Annotated in this window: 12 protein-coding genes; 3 read left to right on the top strand and 9 right to left on the bottom strand. The window is 66.4% G+C overall.

Translation table 11 applies throughout. From position 1 onward, the window contains the following. The first annotated feature begins 47 nt into the window (after positions 1-47). Positions 48-1,466, top strand: coding sequence for an anaerobic C4-dicarboxylate transporter family protein (locus KXZ72_RS02760; protein WP_226082211.1), 1,419 nt, complete (start codon positions 48-50; stop codon positions 1,464-1,466). Positions 1,467-1,526: 60 nt separating this feature from the next. Here the strand turns inward: KXZ72_RS02760 and KXZ72_RS02755 are convergent, their stop codons facing one another. From KXZ72_RS02755 to KXZ72_RS02730, 6 genes are all read right to left on the bottom strand, one after another. Then, on the bottom strand, positions 1,527-2,627 hold the full coding sequence (locus KXZ72_RS02755) for an N-formylglutamate amidohydrolase (protein ID WP_226082210.1): 1,101 nt from the start codon (positions 2,625-2,627) through the stop codon (positions 1,527-1,529). A 168-nt stretch (positions 2,628-2,795) separates the two neighbouring features. After that, positions 2,796-3,803: a serine hydrolase domain-containing protein gene (locus KXZ72_RS02750; protein WP_226082209.1), complete on the bottom strand. Its 1,008-nt coding sequence runs from the start codon at positions 3,801-3,803 to the stop codon at positions 2,796-2,798. 1 nt (position 3,804) lies between these two features. Next, positions 3,805-4,719 carry a carbohydrate ABC transporter permease gene (locus KXZ72_RS02745; RefSeq protein ID WP_226082208.1) on the bottom strand — a complete coding sequence of 305 codons (915 nt, stop codon included), beginning with the start codon at positions 4,717-4,719 and terminating at the stop codon, positions 3,805-3,807. Beyond that, complete coding sequence (locus KXZ72_RS02740) at positions 4,719-5,687, bottom strand: carbohydrate ABC transporter permease (protein WP_226082207.1); 969 nt, start codon at positions 5,685-5,687, stop codon at positions 4,719-4,721. Before KXZ72_RS02740 ends, KXZ72_RS02745 begins: the two co-directional genes overlap by 1 nt. 96 nt (positions 5,688-5,783) lie before the next feature. Continuing rightward, positions 5,784-7,079, bottom strand: coding sequence for an ABC transporter substrate-binding protein (locus KXZ72_RS02735; protein WP_226082206.1), 1,296 nt, complete (start codon positions 7,077-7,079; stop codon positions 5,784-5,786). 12 nt (positions 7,080-7,091) lie between these two features. Then, positions 7,092-8,039, bottom strand: a complete 948-nt coding sequence (locus KXZ72_RS02730; protein WP_226082205.1) for an N-acetylmuramic acid 6-phosphate etherase — start codon at positions 8,037-8,039, stop codon at positions 7,092-7,094. A gap of 155 nt (positions 8,040-8,194) precedes the next feature. On the opposite strand from KXZ72_RS02730, the gene KXZ72_RS02725 reads away from it, so the two are divergent. Continuing rightward, positions 8,195-9,061 (top strand): MurR/RpiR family transcriptional regulator, encoded by an 867-nt coding sequence (locus tag KXZ72_RS02725; protein WP_226082204.1) that lies wholly within the window; start codon positions 8,195-8,197, stop codon positions 9,059-9,061. A gap of 31 nt (positions 9,062-9,092) precedes the next feature. Beyond that, the gene (locus tag KXZ72_RS02720) at positions 9,093-10,277 is read left to right on the top strand and encodes an exo-beta-N-acetylmuramidase NamZ family protein (protein WP_226082203.1); all 1,185 of its coding nucleotides are present in this window, start codon (positions 9,093-9,095) and stop codon (positions 10,275-10,277) included. A gap of 74 nt (positions 10,278-10,351) precedes the next feature. Here the strand turns inward: KXZ72_RS02720 and pyk are convergent, their stop codons facing one another. The 3 genes from pyk to gltB are packed head-to-tail and all read right to left on the bottom strand — an operon-like array spanning position 10,352 to position 18,009. Next, positions 10,352-11,797, bottom strand: coding sequence for a pyruvate kinase (gene pyk / locus KXZ72_RS02715; protein ID WP_226082202.1), 1,446 nt, complete (start codon positions 11,795-11,797; stop codon positions 10,352-10,354). A 46-nt stretch (positions 11,798-11,843) separates the two neighbouring features. After that, entirely contained in the window at positions 11,844-13,301 is a 1,458-nt protein-coding gene (locus KXZ72_RS02710) for a glutamate synthase subunit beta (RefSeq protein ID WP_226082201.1), read from the bottom strand. Beyond that, positions 13,294-18,009, bottom strand: coding sequence for a glutamate synthase large subunit (gltB, locus tag KXZ72_RS02705; RefSeq protein ID WP_226082200.1), 4,716 nt, complete (start codon positions 18,007-18,009; stop codon positions 13,294-13,296). Before gltB ends, KXZ72_RS02710 begins: the two co-directional genes overlap by 8 nt. Positions 18,010-18,069: the final 60 nt, after the last annotated feature.

Here is an 18,069-nt window from a genome sequence, read left to right as displayed (position 1 = left end):
TGGGTATGACATGGAATCTGAGCGCTAGCATTTCACCGATATGACAAATGGTTGTCACATCCGGTGCTCTCACCGATAACGCATGCCGAGGATATGGAGTAATCGTGGAGGCCGCAAAATTTATTCTGGAACTGCTGGTGGTTCTGGGTGCCATTGTGATGGGTACCCGTTCCAGCGGTGTGGGGCTGGGGCTCTGGGGTGGCACGGGTGTGGCCGTGCTCGTTTTTGTCTTCCAGGAGCCCGTGGGCTCTCCCCCGGTGGATGCCCTGCTGATCGTGCTCTCGGTGGTCCTGGCCTCCTCGATGATGCAGGCCGCCGGTGGTATCGACTGGATGGTATCAATCGCGGCGAAGCTGATTTCCCGCTCCCCCAAGCAGATCACCCTGATCGCCCCGCTGGTCTCGTTCCTCTTCTCGGCCGGCGCCGGTACCTCAAATATCCTGTATCCGCTGCTGCCGGTGATCCAGGACGTGTCCTATAAAAATAATATTCGCCCGTCCCGGCCGCTCTCGCTCTCGGTGGTGGCCACGGGTATCGCCCTGGCCTGTAGCCCGGTCTCGGCCGCGATGGCCGCGATGGTGACCCTCACGGATGCCCCGGCCTATGGTTATGAGCTGATCGATATCGTGAAGGTCACGTTCCCCGCGGCCGTGGTGGGTATCGTGATCGCGTCGTTTGTGGTCTCGCGCCTGGGCAAGAATATTGCCGATGATCCCGAGATCCAGGCCAAGATCGCCTCGGGGGCAATCGAGGCCCCGAAGACCGACGGCCCGCTGAAGAAGACCGATATTGTGGCCACCCCGCAGGGGCGCTGGGCCGCGATCATCTTCCTGCTCGGCGTGGTGACCATCGTATTCTTCGGCCTGGCCAAGGAATTGCGCCCGCTGGTCCCCGGCCTCGTGGACGGCAAGGACGCGATGGTGCCGATGCAGATGACCCCGATCATCGAGATCGTCATGTTTGTGGTGGGTACCGTGATCCTGCTGGTGGCCCGCCCCAAGGTCTCCGAGATCCCCGGCATGAGCGTGTTTAAAGCGGGTATGGTTTCGGCCATTGCGCTCTTTGGTCTGGCCTGGCTCACCGATACGTTCCTCGGTGCCCACCAGGAGGTCATCGCCTCGACCGTGGGTAGCTGGGTTCAGCAGGCGCCGTGGATCTTCGCGCTGGGTATCTTCCTGGTCTGTGTGCTCACGACCAGCCAGTCCACGGCCACCCGGACGGTGGTACCCATTGGTTTGGCCGCGGGTATCCCCCTCGGAATGCTGAGCGGTATGTGGGCGGGTGCGTTTGCCGGTATCTATCTGCTGCCCACCAACGGCTCGCAGATCGCGGCGGCAAACTTCGACTATACGGGCTCCACCAAGCTCGGAACCAAGCTCGTGGATCACTCGTTTTTCATCCCGACCCTGGTCCTGGCCGGCGCCACCATTATCGTGGGTGCGCTGTTTGGAATCCTCTGGGGCTAGCCCCCACATAAAAAGGGCCGCACCCCCGATCCTCGGGGGTGCGGCCCTTTTTATGTGGTTTTAGTGGTCGCGATAGGCGTCCCAGGCCGCCTTGCACGCGTGCGCGATGCGGTCCACATGATCGGGGTGCGGGGTGACCCAGCCCGTGCCGGGCTCGCGCAGGATCGCCGTATTCTCCTCGCCCAGCAGATATTCGCGCAGGAACTCGGCCTGCACGGCGTCCAGGGACAGGCCCGAGAGGGCGGGCTCGCGCGCAAAGCGATCGCGGGCGGAGATGATCTCCTGGCTCCCCAGATACGGCTGATTCAGCGCAATATCCTCGGCCTCCGCGGCATGGAAGCCCACCCGGTGCGCGTCGGCCAGTGCGCGCACGCGCGCGGGATCCATGCTCACGGGCTCCTCGGGGCGGGCATCGCCGTGGTGGTCACCGCGGTTGGACAGGGCCACGATCCGCGGCAGGCGATCCTTGGGCTCGCGCTCCACGTTCACCGCCCCCTCGCGCGTGGTGGTGGTATTCATGGTGTCGTGGAAGCTCAGCCGGGTATAGCGCACCCGGTAGCCCGCCCGAGCCTGCGCGGTTTTGGCCTCGATGAAGCGCTCGTTGAGGTCATCGCGGGTGCGCTCATAGACGCCCAGGCCCTGCTCGGCCACGCTCTCAAACGCGGAGGTGAGCTCGCGCAGCTCCTCGGCGGTTGTGGGCACGGTGAGCAGGGGATAAAAGGAGAATGTGACGGGGCGGATGGCGTCCACGCCGGTCAGGTCCACGCGGGCATAGGGCCCGGCCTCGCGCACGCGCGCGATGGCCTCGCCGAGCTGGGCGGCCAGATCGGCGGGGCGCGCGCGATTGGGATCGCGGATCATCCGCGGATGCGGGTTTTCCACGTAGACGATGCGCGGATCGATCTGCGCCCAGCGGCGCACGATTGCGCTGGTGGAGACATCGCTGAAGTCATATTGGAGGCGGCGCGTGAACTCGGGGGCGAGGAAGCGCGAGAGCTCCTCGGGGATCGCGGCGCCCGAGTGCGGGCAGCTCACCAGCACATCGGCCTCGGTGATGGCCTGCTCGAGGCTGCGGCGTTCGGGATCGGCATAAAACGTGATCTCGGCGGCATCAAAAACCTTGCCGGCGGGAATGAGCACGGGGCTGGATTCGCGGGTCATGACAGCACACTAGCGAATACCCGGCCCCGCGCGGAAGGGGTCCGGCGCTAATGGGGGCAGGCGGGCCGGGGTCCGCCGCCGTGCACCGCGCCCGGCGGGGGCACGCGCCCCGGATTCCCCGCGCGGGCGCGCCGCCGGGCGCGGCGCTCGGCACCGGTGGAGAGCGCCTCAGTCCTCCCTGAAAACCGCCTCGTGCACCCGCCGCCGCAGCGGGATGATTCCCGCGGTCTCGCGCGTGGGATGCACCCGGTTGACCAGCAGCGCAACCGCCCGCCCGCGGTGCGGGTCCAGCGCAAGCGAGGTGCCGGTAAAACCGGTATGGCCCACGCCCCGCGCCCCGCCGAGCAGGCCCGCGTCGTTGACCCGAAAGCCAATCGCCTGGCCATAACCCGGGCCGGGCCACTCCCCCGGTTCCGTGAGCAGCCGCACACTCCCCGGGTCGAGGATGCGCTCGCCCCGCGGGCCGCGCCCGTCCTCGATCAGCAGCTCCGCGAGGCGCAGCACATCCCGCGCCGTGCCAAAGAGCCCGGCATTTCCCACCGGGGTGGCGAGGCCCGCGGCGAGTTCATCGTGGATCTGCCCGCGCAGTGCACCCCGAGTGGGCTGGGTCTCGGTGGCCACCGCGTCCCGCGCCGGGACCGGGCCAAAACGCACCGAGTGCGCCCCGAGGGGGCCGGTCAGGCGGGTGCGGAGGATCGTATCCAGCGGCTGCCCGGCGGCGGATTCAAGCACGGCACCGGCAAGAATATAGCCCACGCAGGAATACTCGTGCCGCCGCCCACGCGGATGCCGGAGCGGGGTGGCGAGGACCCCCGCGCGCAGCCTCCCGGGATCGTTCATCTCCCGCCATAGTGCGCTCTCCGCCGGCAGCCCCGAGCGGTGGGTCAGCAGCTCGCGCAGCGTCACCCCCGCGCGCCCCGCGGGCGTGCCCGGCGGAAGATGCGCGGCCACCGGTTCATCCAGCCCCAGCGCGCCCTCGCGCACCAGGATCAGCGCGCATGTCGCGGTAAAAAGCTTGCTGAGCGAGGCCAGATCAAATACATCCCCGGGGTCAAGCGGGCGGCCGCCGTGCTCCACGCGGCCGTGCAGCACCGTCCGGATCTGCCCGGACTCGGTGCGCACGGCCACGCTCGCGGCCGAGGCCAGCGGCATCAGCTGCCCGCCGCGGGAGCACACACTATTTACTCATTCCCGCGGTCAGCCCCGAGATGATCTGCTTGGTCGCCACGAGGAAGATGATCACCAGCGGCAGGGTCGCGATGGTGAGCCCGGCAAAGAGCTGCGGCCAATCGGTGGAATACTCCCCAAAGAACCGGGTGAGGCCCACCGGCAGGGTATAGGAGTCCCGGTTGCGGATCAGGATCAGCGGATAAAAGAAGTCGTTCCAGATCGGCACAAACCTGAATACCACCACGGTCGCGATCGCGGGGCGCACCAGCGGGAGCATCACCCGCAGGAACGTCTGGAACGGGCTCGCGCCATCCAGCCGTGCGGCCTCCTCCAGCTCCAGCGGCATCTGCCGGAAGAATACCGTGAGCACAAACGTGGAGAAGGGAATCCCCATCGCGCCATAGACGAGGATCAGGCTCAGCAGGTTGCTGGTCATCCCCACGCTATCCAACATATAAAACAGCGGCAGGATCGCGAGGTGTACCGGGAGCATCAGCCCGGAGAGGAATAGCGCCTCCATGCCGGCAAAAAAGCGGTGCCGATTGCGCGCAAACGCATAGGCGGCCAGCAGCGAGACCACGGTGGAGAGCAGTACCGAGCCCACCGTGACCACAATCGAGTTCACAAAATAGGTATCAAAGGACGCGGTGAGCCACGCCTCCTGATAGCTCTTAAACGAGGGCTGCAGCGGCAGGCCGAGCGGGCGCATCGCGATATCCTGCTGCGTGCGCAGCGAATTGGATACCATCAGCAGCAGCGGGCCGATCGCGATGATCGCATAACCCCAGAGGAAAATATTGGTCAGGATCGAACCGGCAATATTGCGGTCCTCGGGTGCCCCCTGGGAGCGGGCGCGGCGCAGCACGCGTTCCTGCTGCGCGGCCTCGGGCGTGGACTTCGGGTGTCGCGTGAGGAGGGCCATTAGAAGAGTTTCCGTTCGGCGCGGCGCATCACCCGGGTGATGAGCACGGAGATGATAAAGATGAAAAAGAACAGCACGGTCGCGAGGGCCGAGGAGATGCCGATCGAATTGGGATTACCCGATTCAAAGGCCGTGCGATAAAACAGCAGCATCATCACATCGGTGGCCCCCGCGGGGGATCCCGTGGACCCGCCCAGCGCAAACGGGATCGCCATCGATTCCATGCTGCCGATAAACGTGAGTACCGTGACGATTCCGATGGTGGGCGTCAGCAGCGGCAGGGTGATATAGCGAAAGCGCTTCCAAGAGGTGGCGCCATCGAGGCTGGCGGCCTCGTCGATTTCCGGGGAAATACCGCCCATGGCCGCGCCAAAGAGCAGGATCGGGAAGCCGATCCACTGCCATCCGGTCACAAAAACCACCACCCAGATGGCGAGCTTGGGATCGCCGAGCCAGGGCTGCGCGAGGTGTTCGAGCCCCACGCCGCGCAGGATCGCGTTGACCGGGCCAAATAGCGGCGAGAGCATGAGCGACCAGAGGTAACCGATAACCATCGGGCTCACCAGATAGGGCAGAGTAAAGATGGTCTGAAAAAAGCGCTTAAAGCGCTTCTTGCGGTGCAGCAGCGCGGCGATACCGAGGCCCAGCGAGCTCTGGAAGATCACCGCACCCAAAAACAGCAGCACGTTATGGGTGAAGGCGTTAAGCAGCGAATCCTTATAGGGGTTCTGGGTCAGCAGCGTGGTGAAGTTATCCAACCCCACAAACTCCTCGCGGCGCGTGCCCGACCAGCCAAAAAAGGAATAGCTCAGGGCGGCCAGCAGCGGATACAGGATAAAAACCGCAAAGAGGATCGCGGCGGGCAGGATAAAGGCCACGCTGGTACCAAACGGCATCGAAACACCGCTGCGTCGGCGCCGGGCGGGGGTGCCCGCGACCGGTCGCGTGAGGTTCGGGGGGAAGGCCACGAGATGTCCTCTCTGACAAAAATGTGGGTGGGGTGGGAGGGGCCGGGGCCCCTCCCCGCGGGAGGGCCGGGCCCGATGAGGGCCCGGCCTGAGCGATTATTTGGAGGGGGTAAACCAGGCCGAGACGCCCACCTGGAGGGCATCCGCGACCTCGGCGGGCGTGGACTCACCCAGGAACATCTTCTGGATATTGGTGCCGAGTACCGTGGTGCCCGAGGGGTCGCCATAGCGGAAGTTGATCAGCAGCAGATACGGTGCCGGGTTCTCCTCGTAGAGGTCCCACATTTCCTGGAGGAGCTTATCCTCATAGGTCACGCCGGGAAGCGGCGAGAACTGGCCGATCTGGTTGGACACCTGCTGGCCGAAGTCCTTGGTGGTCATCCACTGCAGGAGCTTCAGGGAGGCCTCCTGCTTCTTCGACTGCTTATTCACGCCGAAGCTGCCATCGGCATAGGCCGGGGTCACGGGGTGATCCAGGACCGAGCCGGGGGGCGGCGGCACCTGATACACACCAAATTCGGTATCCGGGGCACCCTCCTTAAAGGTCTTCAGGTCGAAGGAGCCACCGGGATACTGGGCCGCCTTGCCCGAGGTGAACTGCAGCGCCGAATCGGCCACACCCACGGCCATGACATCCTTATCCAGGTACTTCTGCATGTCCTTCACCACCTGCAGCGAGGCCACATAATTGGGGTCGTTGAAGTTCTGCGAGCCGTCGAGCACGGCGGCCTCAAATTCGCTTCCGCCATAGCGGGCGGAGCCCATGATATCGGCGAAGATCGGGAGCACCCAGTCCTCGCGGGCGCCGAGCGCCATCGGGGTGATCTGCTTCTCCAGGAGCGAGTCATTGAGCGAGATGAACTCCTCCCAGGTCTTCGGGGCCTTGAGCCCCTCCTTTTCAAACAGGGTCTTGTTATAGATCATCTGCAGCGTCTGGGTGGCAAACGGGACGCCGTAGACCAGGCCATCGGCCTTGCCCGTGGCGGCGGCCATCACGCTCGGGGCGATCTGGTCCAGGCCGGTGATCTTATCGCCCACCGGCAGCAGCTGGCCCGCGGCCACGGCGTTCTGCAGCCCACCATAGGCGCGCAGCATCGCGACATCGGGGCCATCGCGGCCCTCGAGGCCCGTGGCCAGGATCTGGTTATATTCGGTGGGCTGGAAGCCCTCAAACTCGATCGTGACGCCGGGGTTATCCTTTTCGTAGGCGTCGAAGATCTTATTCCACTGCGGGCTGGACTGGGCCTGCCAGGACCAGACCTTGAGGGTCACGGCCTCATCGCCGCTCCCCTCCGATCCGCCGTTGGCGCTATTGCCGCCCGGCGCGCAGCCGGCCAGCGTGAGGGCAAAGGCCGCGCCGAGCGCAACCGCGGTGAGTGCGCGTTTTTTCATGATGAATCCTCGCTATCTGTGAGTGGTCGGGGGAAGGGTGGTCGGGAGGGCGCGGGCCACGGAGCCGTGGGCGGCGCCGAGGGCGGCGCGCGCTTCGGCGGGCGGGATGCCCGCCAGCCGGGAGAGGATCGCGGTTTTAATATCGCCATCGCACGCGGCGAGCAGGGTGCCCGCGGCGGCGCGATCCAGGTCGGTGGCGGCCATCAGGATGCGCACCGCGCGCTCGCGCAGCTTTTCGTTGCTGGGCACCACCGAGACCATCAGATTGGACCAGGCGAAGCCGCGGCGCACCATGAGGGCCGTGGAAAAACCGTTCAGCAGGAATTTGGCGGCGGTGCCGGATTTTAGCCGGGTCGAGCCGGAGAGCGCCTCGGGCCCGGTGGCGGCCTCGAGCGCATAGTCCACCTCGGCGCCGATCACGGAGCCGGGGTTATTGGCGATCACCGCGGTGACCGCGCCGCGGCGGCGGGCCTCGGCGAGGGCCCCGCGCACATACGGGGTGCGGCCCGAGGCGGTGATCCCGATCGCGATATCCCCCGCGCTCACCTCGGCGGCATCCCGGGCGCCGGCCTCGGGGCTGTCCTCGACGTTTTCGGCGCTGCGGATAAGCGCGGCCGGTCCCCCGGCCATATGCGCCACCACGATTCCGGGCTCCAGGTTAAACGTGGGCAGCAGCTCGGTGGCGTCCAGCACGGCGAGGCGACCCGAGGTGCCCGCACCAAAATAGTGCACGCGGCCGCCGGATTCCAGGGCGAGGGCCGCGGCATCCACGAGCCGGGCGAGCGTGGGCAGCAGCGTGCGGACCACGGCGGCCACGCGGGCATCCTCGTCGTTCAGCAGACCCAGGAGCTCTACGGTGGGCACGGTATCCAGGGCCATCGTGCGGGGGTTGCGTGCCTCGGTATCCAGGTGGATGGTTTCGCGTGCGGCATCGCTTGGTGCGGTATTCGACAGCGTCATTGCCGTCTCCTCGGGAGTATCCTCGGGGGTGTCATCCTCGACACCCTGTAAATAATTGTCGCCAGCCTAGCCCAGTTATAAAAATATTTACAAGACCTTTTCAAAAACGTGTAAAGATGGTCCACAACACCCCGCCACGACGAAGGGCCCGCGCGATGTCTTCCACCGTTCTCACCGCCGTACACCAGCGCCGCCCCCGCATGACCGGGGCCGAGGAGCGCATCGCCGATTTTATTTTGGCCGATCCCGCCGCGATTCCCGGGCTCACGATCACGGCACTTGCCGAGGCCAGCGGCGTGTCCACCGGCAGCATCGTGCGCTTTTGCCGCGGCGTCGCGGATATGGGCTATCCCGAGTTTCGGCTCGCCCTGGCCTCCGAACTGGGGAGGGAATCACGCAGCCGGGAGCGCTTTAAAATCTCCGATGGCGAGGTCTCCCCCACCGATACACCCGCACAGACGGTGTCCAAGATCGCGTTTATGGAGGCCGAAACCATCGAACGCACAGCGCGCGATCTGGACCTGGACGCGCTGGAATACGTGGTGGAATCCCTCATCTCCGCGCGCCGCATCGATATCTACGGCAGCGGCTCGAGCGCCCTGGCCGGGCAGGACCTGCAACATAAACTGCATCGCGCGGGATATTTTGCGCAGAGCTGGACCGATCAGCACCTGGCCCTGACCTCCTCCTCGCTGCTCGGCGCCGAGGATGTTGCGATCGCCCTCTCCCACTCGGGACGCACCCAGGAGTCCGTGGAGGCGCTGCGGATCGCGCGGGCCACCGGCGCGCGCACCATCGCGATCACCAATGCCCCCGAGTCCCCCCTGGCCCTAGCCGCGGATCTGGTGCTCACCACCGCGGCCAATGAGACGCGCTATCGCTCGGGCGCGATGGCCAGCCGCATCGCCCAGCTCGCGGTGATCGACTTTATTTTTGTGCGGATCGCGCAGCGCGGCTTTGACCGCATGGCGAGCAATCTGCACCTGAGTTTCGAGGCCGTGAAGGGCCATCGGATCGATTAGGACCATCGGCATAAAACAAGGGAGTTTTTTGATGCTACATACCAGTCCTCGCGGCATCCGCACGGGAATAGACCGCCTGGCCGCGCGCGAAATCAACCCGGGCCTGGACGGCGCCCGGCTCGGGCTGATCACCAATGACCTGGCCCTGACCGGCAATCTGCGCCGCGGCCGCGTGGCCCTGATCGAGGCAGGCTTTAACCTCACGCTGCTTTTTGCCCCCGAGCACGGCATCGCCGGCACCGCGCGCGAGGGCGCCCAGATCGGTGATATTCACGATCCGATCACCGGTCTCCCCGTGCGCTCACTCTATGGCGAGCAGCTCGCGCCGGCCGCGGCGGACCTCGCCGCAATCGACACGCTGATCTTTGACCTGCCCGATATCGGTGCGCGGTTTTATACCTATATGTGGACCCTGAGCTATGCGCTTGAGGCCTGCGCCGCCGCAGGGGTGCGGGTGGTGGTATTGGATCGCCCCAATCCGCTCGGCGGCGATCTGACCCTCGCCGAGGGGCCCATGCTTGATGAGGAACACTGCCGCTCCTTTGTGGGGCGCTGGCCCATGCCGATCCGGCATCAGGCCACGATCGGCGAGCTTGCGCGCCACTGGGTCGAGAGCCGCGGCATCACCGTGGACCTCACCGTGATCGAGTGCACGGGGTGGGAGCGCGAGCAGATCGCCGCCGAGACCCCCGCCCACTGGACCCCCACCTCCCCCGCGATGCCCGATGCGCTCACAGCCCTGCTCTATCCCGGGACCTGCCTACTGGAGGGTGTGAACCTCTCCGAGGGGCGCGGCACCGCGGCACCGTTTAGGGTTTTTGGGGCGCCGTGGCTGGACTCCGAGGCCACCGCCGATGCGCTGAACGCGCTTGGGCTGCCCGGGGTGGGGTTTATCCCCTATGGTTTCACCCCGATGATCCGCAATTATGCGGGCGAGCCCTGCTCCGGTGTGATGCTTGCGGTCACGGATCTGCGCGAGATCGCTCCCGTACACACCATGGTGCGCGCACTTGAGGTGGTCCACGCCCTGCACCCCGGTCGGTTGACCGAGCGCGTGGACCCCTCGATGGCCGGCGGCACCGATGCCACCGCGCTTGAACACCTGTTTGGCATCCCCGGGGCCTTCCGCCGCATCACCGCGGGCGAGTTCCGGGATCCGGCCAGCCTCGCCACCCCTGACTGGCCCGGGCTTCTGGGCGACGCCGTGCTCTATTAGAGCCGGATAGAGCAAACCCGCGGCCACCCCTCCGGAGGGAGGGATGACCGCGGGTTTTTGCGTCTACGCGGAGACTAGGCCTTTTCGTAGGCCGGAACGACCTGGTTCTTGGCGTCGCCCACGTTGTGTACACGCAGATCGTTGGTGGAACCGGCGATTCCGGGGGGAGATCCGGAGATCACCACAACCTTCTGGCCCTCCTTGGCAAGACCCTCGCCGAGCAGGCAGTCGTCCACCTGACCAAACATGGCGTCGGTGTGGGTGACGCTTGCGATCAGGCGACCCTCCACACCCCAGTTCAGCTGCATGCGACGCAGGGTGGTCTCGTTCGGGGTATAGCCGATCACGGGGATCGGGCTGCGCAGGCGCGACATGCGACGCACCGAGTCACCGGACTCGGTGAACACGCACAGGTACTTGGCCTCCACAAACTCGGCCACCTCGCTCGCGGCGAGGGTGATCGCGCCACCCTGGGTGCGGGGCTTGGTGCCCAGCGGGGGGATGCGCTCGAGGCCGTGCTGCTCGGTGGACTCCACGATCCGGGCCATGGTGGCCACGGTGATCACGGGGAACTCACCCACGCTGGTCTCGCCCGAGAGCATCACGGCGTCGGCACCATCGAGCACGGCATTGGCCACGTCGCTGGTCTCGGCGCGCGTGGGGCGCGGGCTGGAGATCATGGATTCGAGCATCTGCGTGGCGACGATCACGGGCTTGGCCGCGCGGCGGCACAGCTCCACGGCGCGCTTCTGCACGATCGGGACGGCCTCCAGGGGAAGCTCCACACCGAGGTCACCGCGGGCGACCATGATGCCGTCAAAGGCGTCGATGATCTCCTCGAGGTTATCCACGGCCTGCGGCTTCTCGATCTTGGCGATCACGGGAAGGCGGGTGCCCTCCTCGTCCATGATCTCGTGAACGCGCACGATATCCGCGGCGTCACGCACGAAGGACAGGGCGATGAAATCGGCGCCGAGCTTAATGCCCCAGCGCAGGTCGGCCTCGTCCTTTTCGCTCAGTGCGGGAACGTTCACGGCCACACCGGGCAGGTTGATGCCCTTATTATTCGAGATCGGGCCGGGAACGGTGACCACCGTGGTCACGGTGTTTCCCTCCACGGCGGTCACGCGCAGCGTGACCTTGCCGTCGTCGATCAGCAGCGGGTCGCCCACGCGCACGTCCTCGGGCAGGCCCTTAAATGTGGTGGAGCTGATGTCCTTATTGCCCAGGATGTCCTCGGTGGTGATCTTAAAAACATCACCCTCGGCGAGGTTATAGGGGCCACCCTCAAACTTGCCCAGGCGGATCTTCGGACCCTGAAGGTCAACCAGAACGGCGGTGGACTTGCCGAGGTCGGCGGCGGCCTTGCGCACGTTTGCGTAAACACCCTCGTGCACGGTGTAGTCACCGTGGCTGAGGTTCATGCGTGCAACATTGACGCCGGCCTCGAGAATGGCGCGGATGTCCTCATAGCTCGACGTAGCCGGGCCAAGAGTCGCGACGATTTTAGCTCGTCTCATGTGGTGGTGCTCCATACTTCTGCGGCCGAGGCCGCGGCAGGGGTGGTTAAAGCGTGAGGGCCCTCTCGTGGGCGTGAACCGGGGCGGGCAACGAGGTTGTCCCCTCCAGGTATCGGTCGACCGCTGCGGCAGCCGCGCGACCCTCGGCGATCGCCCAGACAATGAGCGACTGCCCGCGACCCGCGTCGCCGGCAACGAACACTCCGGCCTGGTTGGTCCGGTAATCGTTGTCTCTGTCCAGGTTACCCTGTGCACCCACCGGAAGGCCAAGGTCTCGGGACAGCGTTTCCGCCTCCGGGCCCAGGAATCCCAGGGCAAGAAGCACCAGGTCAGCCTTGATTTCACGCTCTGTTCCCGCGCGCGGCACCCGGCGTCCATCCACGAATTCGGTCTCCGCCACACGGATGCTGCACACATTCCCAGTTTCGTCGGCACGGAATTCCACGGTGGACACCAGATACTCGCGCTCCCCGCCCTCCTCGTGGGCGCTCTGCATCTCAAAGAGCGTGGGCATCGTGGGCCAGGGCTGATGCGCGGGGCGCTCGGTTCCGGGCTGCTTTCCGATGGCCAGGTTGGTCACGCTGAGCGCCCCCTGGCGGTGTGCGGTTCCGATGCAATCGGCCCCGGTATCGCCGCCGCCAAGCACAACCACGCGCTTTCCCGCGGCGGTGATCTGATCGGCCACGCTATCGCCCGCCTGCACCCGGTTGGCCGGGACCAGATAGTCCATGGCAAAGTGCACACCACCGAGGTCGCGCCCCGGGATGGGCAGATCGCGCGGGATCGTCGAGCCGGTGGCCACGATCACGGCGTCAAAGCGGCGGCGCAGTTCCTCCCAGCCGAGGTCCACGCCGATGGTGATTCCGGGGCGGAACCGGGTGCCCTCGGCGGTCATCTGCTCAAGACGGCGATCGAGGTCGCTCTTTTCCATCTTGAAGTCGGGGATGCCATAGCGCAGGAGGCCGCCGATGCGATCCTCGCGCTCATAAACCGCCACGGTGTGTCCCGCGCGGGTGAGCTGCTGCGCGGCCGCGAGCCCGGCGGGGCCCGAGCCCACCACGGCCACGGTCTTCCCGGTCAGGCGCACGGGCAGCTCGGGCTCAACCCAGCCGTTTTCGAAGGCGGTCTCGATGATGGATACCTCCACCTCCTTGATGGTCACCGCGGGCTGGTTGATGCCCAGGACACACGCGCTCTCGCACGGGGCCGGGCAGAGCTTGCCGGTGAACTCGGGGAAGTTATTGGTGGCGTGCAGGCGCTCGATGGCCTCGTGCCCCTCGCCGCGGCGCACCAGGTCGTTCCACTCCGGGATCAGGTTGCCCAGCGGGCAACCCTGATGACAGAACGGCACACCGCAGTCCATGCAGCGGCCGGCCTGGCGCTGCACGGTGGCCCCATCGCGCTGCGCGTAGACCTCCTTCCAGTCCATGAGCCGGAGCGGTACCGGGCGGCGGGGCGCGGTTTCGCGCTGCGTGTTCTCAAGAAAACCTCGGGGATTAGCCACGGGTGACCTCCATGATTCGTTCCCACACCACGTCGCCGTCCAGGTCCAGACCCTCGGTCTGTGCCTGCGCGCGCGTGGCCTGGACCGCGGCATAATCGCGCGGCATAAGCTTATTAAATTCGGCCGAAGCGACCGCAAAATTGGCGAGGATCTCCGCGGCCACCGCGGATTCGGTGGCCTCATAATGCGCGTTAAGAAGCTCGCGCACGCGCTCCTGATCGGCGCGATCCAGGGGCAGGACCCGCAGCTCGCCGCTCGCGGCGGAATCCGGGTTCACCGCCTCGGGGCGCAGCCGATAAACATAGGCGGTGCCGCCCGACATGCCCGCGCCGAGATTCTCGCCCGTGGGGCCCAGAATCAGGGCGGTGCCGCCGGTCATATACTCCAGCGCGTGGTCTCCCACGCCCTCGGCCACGGCGGTGGCCCCGGAGTTACGCACGAGGAAACGCTCCCCCACGATGCCGCGCAGATACATCGATCCGCTCGTGGCACCATAGCCGATCACGTTTCCGGCGATCACGCTGTCCTCCGCGGTATAGGAGGCGCTGCGCGGCGGGCGCACGGTGATCAGCCCGCCGGAGAGGCCCTTACCCACGTAGTCATTGGACTCACCCTCCAGGCGCAGGGCGATACCCGCGGGCAGGAACGCGCCGAGGCTCTGCCCGGCGGTGCCGTGCAGCGTCACGTCGATCGTGGCCTCGGGCAGGCCCTGGGCCCCGTGGCGCACGGTGACCTCATGGCCCAGCATCGTGCCCACGGCGCGGTCGGTGTTGTTAATCGGAAGCTCCACCAGCACGGGCTCGCCGCGGTCCAGGGCATCCCCCGCGAGCTCGATGAGCGCGCGATCGAAGTGCTGGTCCAGCTCGTGCTCCTGCTCGCGTGCCGAGCGGCGCGGGGCACCCACCTCGGGCACGGTGAGGATCGGTGAGAGGTCCAATCCGCGGGCCTTCCAGTGTGCGCTGGCGTCCTCGGCGTGCAGCAGCTCCACGCGGCCGATGGCCTCCTCCAGGGTGCGGAACCCCAGCTCGGCGAGATATTCGCGCACCTCCTCGGCGATGAACTCAAAGAAGTTCACCACAAACTCGGGCTTGCCCGTGAAGCGCTCGCGCAGCACGGGGTTCTGGGTGGCCACACCCACCGGGCAGGTATCCAGGTGGCATACCCGCATCATGATGCAGCCGGAGACCACCAGCGGGGCGGTGGCGAAGCCAAATTCCTCGGCGCCCAGCAGCGCGCCGATGATGACATCGCGGCCGGTCTTCAGCTGGCCGTCCACCTGCACCACCACGCGGTCGCGCATGCCGTTCAGGATCAGCGTCTGCTGCGTTTCGGCGAGCCCCAGCTCCCAGGGCGTACCCGCGTGCTTGAGCGAGTTCATCGGGCTTGCGCCGGTGCCGCCGTCGTGACCCGAGACCAGGATCACATCGGACAGGGCCTTGGCCACACCCGCCGCAACCGCACCGATACCTGCCTGGCTGACCAGCTTGGTATGGATCCGCGCGGCCGGGTTGGCGCGCTTCAGGTCAAAGATGAGCTGCTTCAGGTCCTCGATTGAATAGATATCGTGGTGCGGCGGGGGCGAGATCAGGCCCACGCCGGGGGTGGCATGGCGGGTGCGCGCGATCCACGGATAGACCTTGCCGGGCGGCAGCTGGCCCCCCTCGCCGGGCTTGGCGCCCTGGGCGAGCTTAATCTGGATGTCATCGGCATGGGTGAGGTACATGCTGGTGACACCAAAGCGGCCACTGGCAACCTGCTTAATGGAGCTGCGGCGCTCAGGGTCAAGAAGGCGCTCATTATCCTCGCCGCCCTCGCCGGTATTGGATTTTCCACCCAGCCGGTTCATCGCGATGGCCAGCGTCTCGTGGGCCTCCCCCGAGATCGAACCATAGCTCATCGCGCCGGTGGAGAAGCGCTTCACGATCTCGGAGACCGGCTCCACCTCGCTCAGCGGCACGGGCGTGCGCGCGTGCTCGTCGAGGCGAAACAGCCCGCGCAGGGTCATCAGGTTTTTGGCCTGATCGTTCACCAGCCCGGTATATTCGCGGAAAATATCAAAGCGGCGCTCGCGCGTGGCATGCTGCAGCTTAAAGACCGTCTCCGGGTTAAACAGGTGGGCCGGGCCCTCGCGCCGCCACTGATATTCCCCGCCGGTGTCCAGGCGCTCGTGGTGACGCACCGAGGGGTTCTCCGGATAGGCGCTGACGTGACGTGAGAGCGTCTCGGAGGCAATCGCCTCGAGGGTGATTCCGCCCAGCGTGGAGATCGTGCCGCCGAAATGCGCGTTGATGAGCTCCTCGGATAGGCCCACGGCCTCAAAGGCCTGAGCCCCGGCATAGCTCGAGACCGTGGAGATGCCCATCTTGGACATGATCTTCAGGACACCCTTGCCCAGGGCGTAGATGACGTTATGTACTGCCCGGTCCGGGGTGATGCCCGTGATGGCGCCGGTGCGCACGAGGTGCTCGCAGGTTTCCATCGCCAGATAGGGGTTAACCGCGGAGGCGCCATAGCCGATCAGGAGTGCCACGTGGTGTACCTCGCGCACGTCGCCGGCCTCGGCGATCAGGCCCACCCGCATCCGGGTTTCCTGAGCCACCAGGTGGTGGTGCACGGTGGATACCAGCAGCAGCGAGGGGATCGGGGCGAGGTCCTTATTGGAATCGCGGTCGCTCAGCACGAGGAAACGCGCGCCGGATTCCAGCGCGGCGTCCACCTCCGCGCAGATCTCGGCGAGGCGCGTGGCGAGGGCACCCTCCCCGCGGTCGAAGCGGTAGAGGCCGCGGATGGTCGCGGTCTGCGTGCCCTCCGCGTCGATGTGCTGAATCTTGGCGAGCTGATCGTTATCGATCACGGGGAACTGGAGCACCACGCGCCGCGCGTGCTCGGCCCCCGCGGACAGCAGGTTGTCCTGCGGGCCCAGGCCCAGGCTCAGCGAGGTCACGCGCTCCTCGCGGATCGCGTCCAGCGGCGGGTTGGTGACCTGCGCGAAGCGCTGGCTGAAATAGTCAAAGAGCAGGCGGGGGCGGTCCGAGAGCACCGCAATCGGGGTATCGGAACCCATCGCACCGAGCGGTTCCGCACCGTTTTGACCCATCGGGGTCAGCAGGATGCGCACCTCCTCCTCGGTATAGCCAAACGTGCGCTGCCGGCGGGTGATCGACGCGGCGGTATGCACGATATGTTCGCGCTCGGGCAGATCGGCGAGGTTGATCTGGCCGGTCTCGAGCCACGTGGCCCAGGGCTTGGACCCGGCAATCTCGCTCTTCACATCGGCATCGGAGATGATCCGGCCCGCCTCGGTATCCACGAGGAACATCGCGCCGGGGCGCAGGCGTCCCTTGCGGGCCACGCGCGCGGGGTCCACCGGCAGGATGCCGATCTCGGAGCCCAGCACCACCAGGCCATCGGTGGTCTCGACCCAGCGTCCGGGGCGCAGGCCGTTGCGGTCCAGCGTGGCACCCACATAGCGGCCATCGGTGAAGGTCAGGGCGGCGGGGCCATCCCAGGGCTCCATCTGCAGGGCGCTGTACTCATAAAAGGCGCGCAGCTCGGGATCCAGCGTGGTCTTCTTTTCCCAGGCCTCGGGAACCAGCATCATCATGGCCTGAGGGAGCGAGCGACCGGTCAGGGTCAGCAGCTCAAAAACCTCATCGAGGGACGCGGAATCACTCGCGCCGGGGGTGCAGATCGGCAGCAGCGGGGAGATATCGCCGAGCAGCTCGGAGGCGAGCTGGGACTGGCGGGCGCGCATCCAGTTCCGGTTGCCCTCCACGGTGTTAATCTCACCGTTATGCGCAAGCATGCGCAGGGGCTGGGCCAGGGGCCAGGACGGGAACGTATTCGTGGAATAACGCGAGTGAACGAGGGCGAGCTTCGAGGCGAAGCGCTCATCGGAGAGGTCGGGGTAGAACGGCTCAAGCTGGAGCGTGGTGACCATGCCCTTATAGACGAGTGTCCGGGCCGAGAGCGAGGCAAAATAGGCGCTCAGTTCGTGCTCCGCGCGGCGGCGGAGGCGGTAGGCCAGGCGATCAAGCGCGAGGCCGGAAATCTGTGGGGTAGTGCGGGAGGGAGTATCGGGGGCGGGGGTATCTGCCGCCTCGGGCGCGCCGGGTTCGATGGGCGTGCGGGTGTTGAGCTGGGGCGTGACCGTTTGGTTTTCGGGGGCTCCGGGCTCGATCGGAGAGTGCTCGCGCAGCTGCGGCTCGGGCGCGTGGTTCTGCGCGGCGGCGGTGATAAACAGCTGCTCAAACGCGGGCATGGCCTCGCGGGCGAGCTTGCCCAGGTGGGCGGGGTCGGTGGGCACGGTGCGCCAGCCGAGAACATCGAGGTTTTCCTCCGCGGCGATCTTCTCGATCGCGCGCTTCTGGGCGTCGCGCGCCCAGGACTCGGCGGGCAGGAAGGCCAGGCCCACGGCATATTCGCCGGCGGCGGGAAGCTCAAACTCGGTCACGGCGCGCAGGAACTCATCGGGAACCTGGCTGAGCAGGCCCGCGCCGTCTCCGGTGCCGGCATCGGAGCCGATGGCACCGCGGTGCTCCAGATTACGCAGGGCCTCGAGGGCCTGCTGGATGATGTCGTGGCCGGCGGTGCCGCGCAGCGTGGCCACGGCGGCCAGGCCACAGGCGTCCTTTTCGCGGGCAGGGTTATAAAGACCCTGCCGCGGGGGCACTGTAGAGAACTGTTGATACGGACTAGGTTGCGTCATGATTCCACCCTGGAGAGGTTAAGGGGAGGTCGGTGGGACGCCATTGGCCCGGGGCAGGTC

Origin of the sequence: Mycetocola spongiae (genome assembly GCF_020424085.1) — a bacterium.
GTDB lineage: Bacteria > Actinomycetota > Actinomycetes > Actinomycetales > Microbacteriaceae > Mycetocola > Mycetocola spongiae.
The sequence above is the reverse complement of the archived record's forward strand: the minus strand, read 5'-3'. Positions and strand labels throughout refer to the sequence as shown.

What these genes read in the sequence shown, in the direction of transcription:
- KXZ72_RS02745 (WP_226082208.1), bottom strand. Translation starts at nt 4,719, where the DNA reads ATGGCCCTCCTCACGCGACACCCGAAGTCCACGCCCGAGGCCGCGCAG.
- KXZ72_RS02720 (WP_226082203.1), top strand. Translation starts at nt 9,093, where the DNA reads ATGCTACATACCAGTCCTCGCGGCATCCGCACGGGAATAGACCGCCTG.
- KXZ72_RS02730 (WP_226082205.1), bottom strand. Translation starts at nt 8,039, where the DNA reads ATGACGCTGTCGAATACCGCACCAAGCGATGCCGCACGCGAAACCATC.
- KXZ72_RS02760 (WP_226082211.1), top strand. Translation starts at nt 48, where the DNA reads ATGGTTGTCACATCCGGTGCTCTCACCGATAACGCATGCCGAGGATAT.
- pyk (WP_226082202.1), bottom strand. Translation starts at nt 11,797, where the DNA reads ATGAGACGAGCTAAAATCGTCGCGACTCTTGGCCCGGCTACGTCGAGC.
- gltB (WP_226082200.1), bottom strand. Translation starts at nt 18,009, where the DNA reads ATGACGCAACCTAGTCCGTATCAACAGTTCTCTACAGTGCCCCCGCGG.
- KXZ72_RS02725 (WP_226082204.1), top strand. Translation starts at nt 8,195, where the DNA reads ATGTCTTCCACCGTTCTCACCGCCGTACACCAGCGCCGCCCCCGCATG.
- KXZ72_RS02755 (WP_226082210.1), bottom strand. Translation starts at nt 2,627, where the DNA reads ATGACCCGCGAATCCAGCCCCGTGCTCATTCCCGCCGGCAAGGTTTTT.
- KXZ72_RS02735 (WP_226082206.1), bottom strand. Translation starts at nt 7,079, where the DNA reads ATGAAAAAACGCGCACTCACCGCGGTTGCGCTCGGCGCGGCCTTTGCC.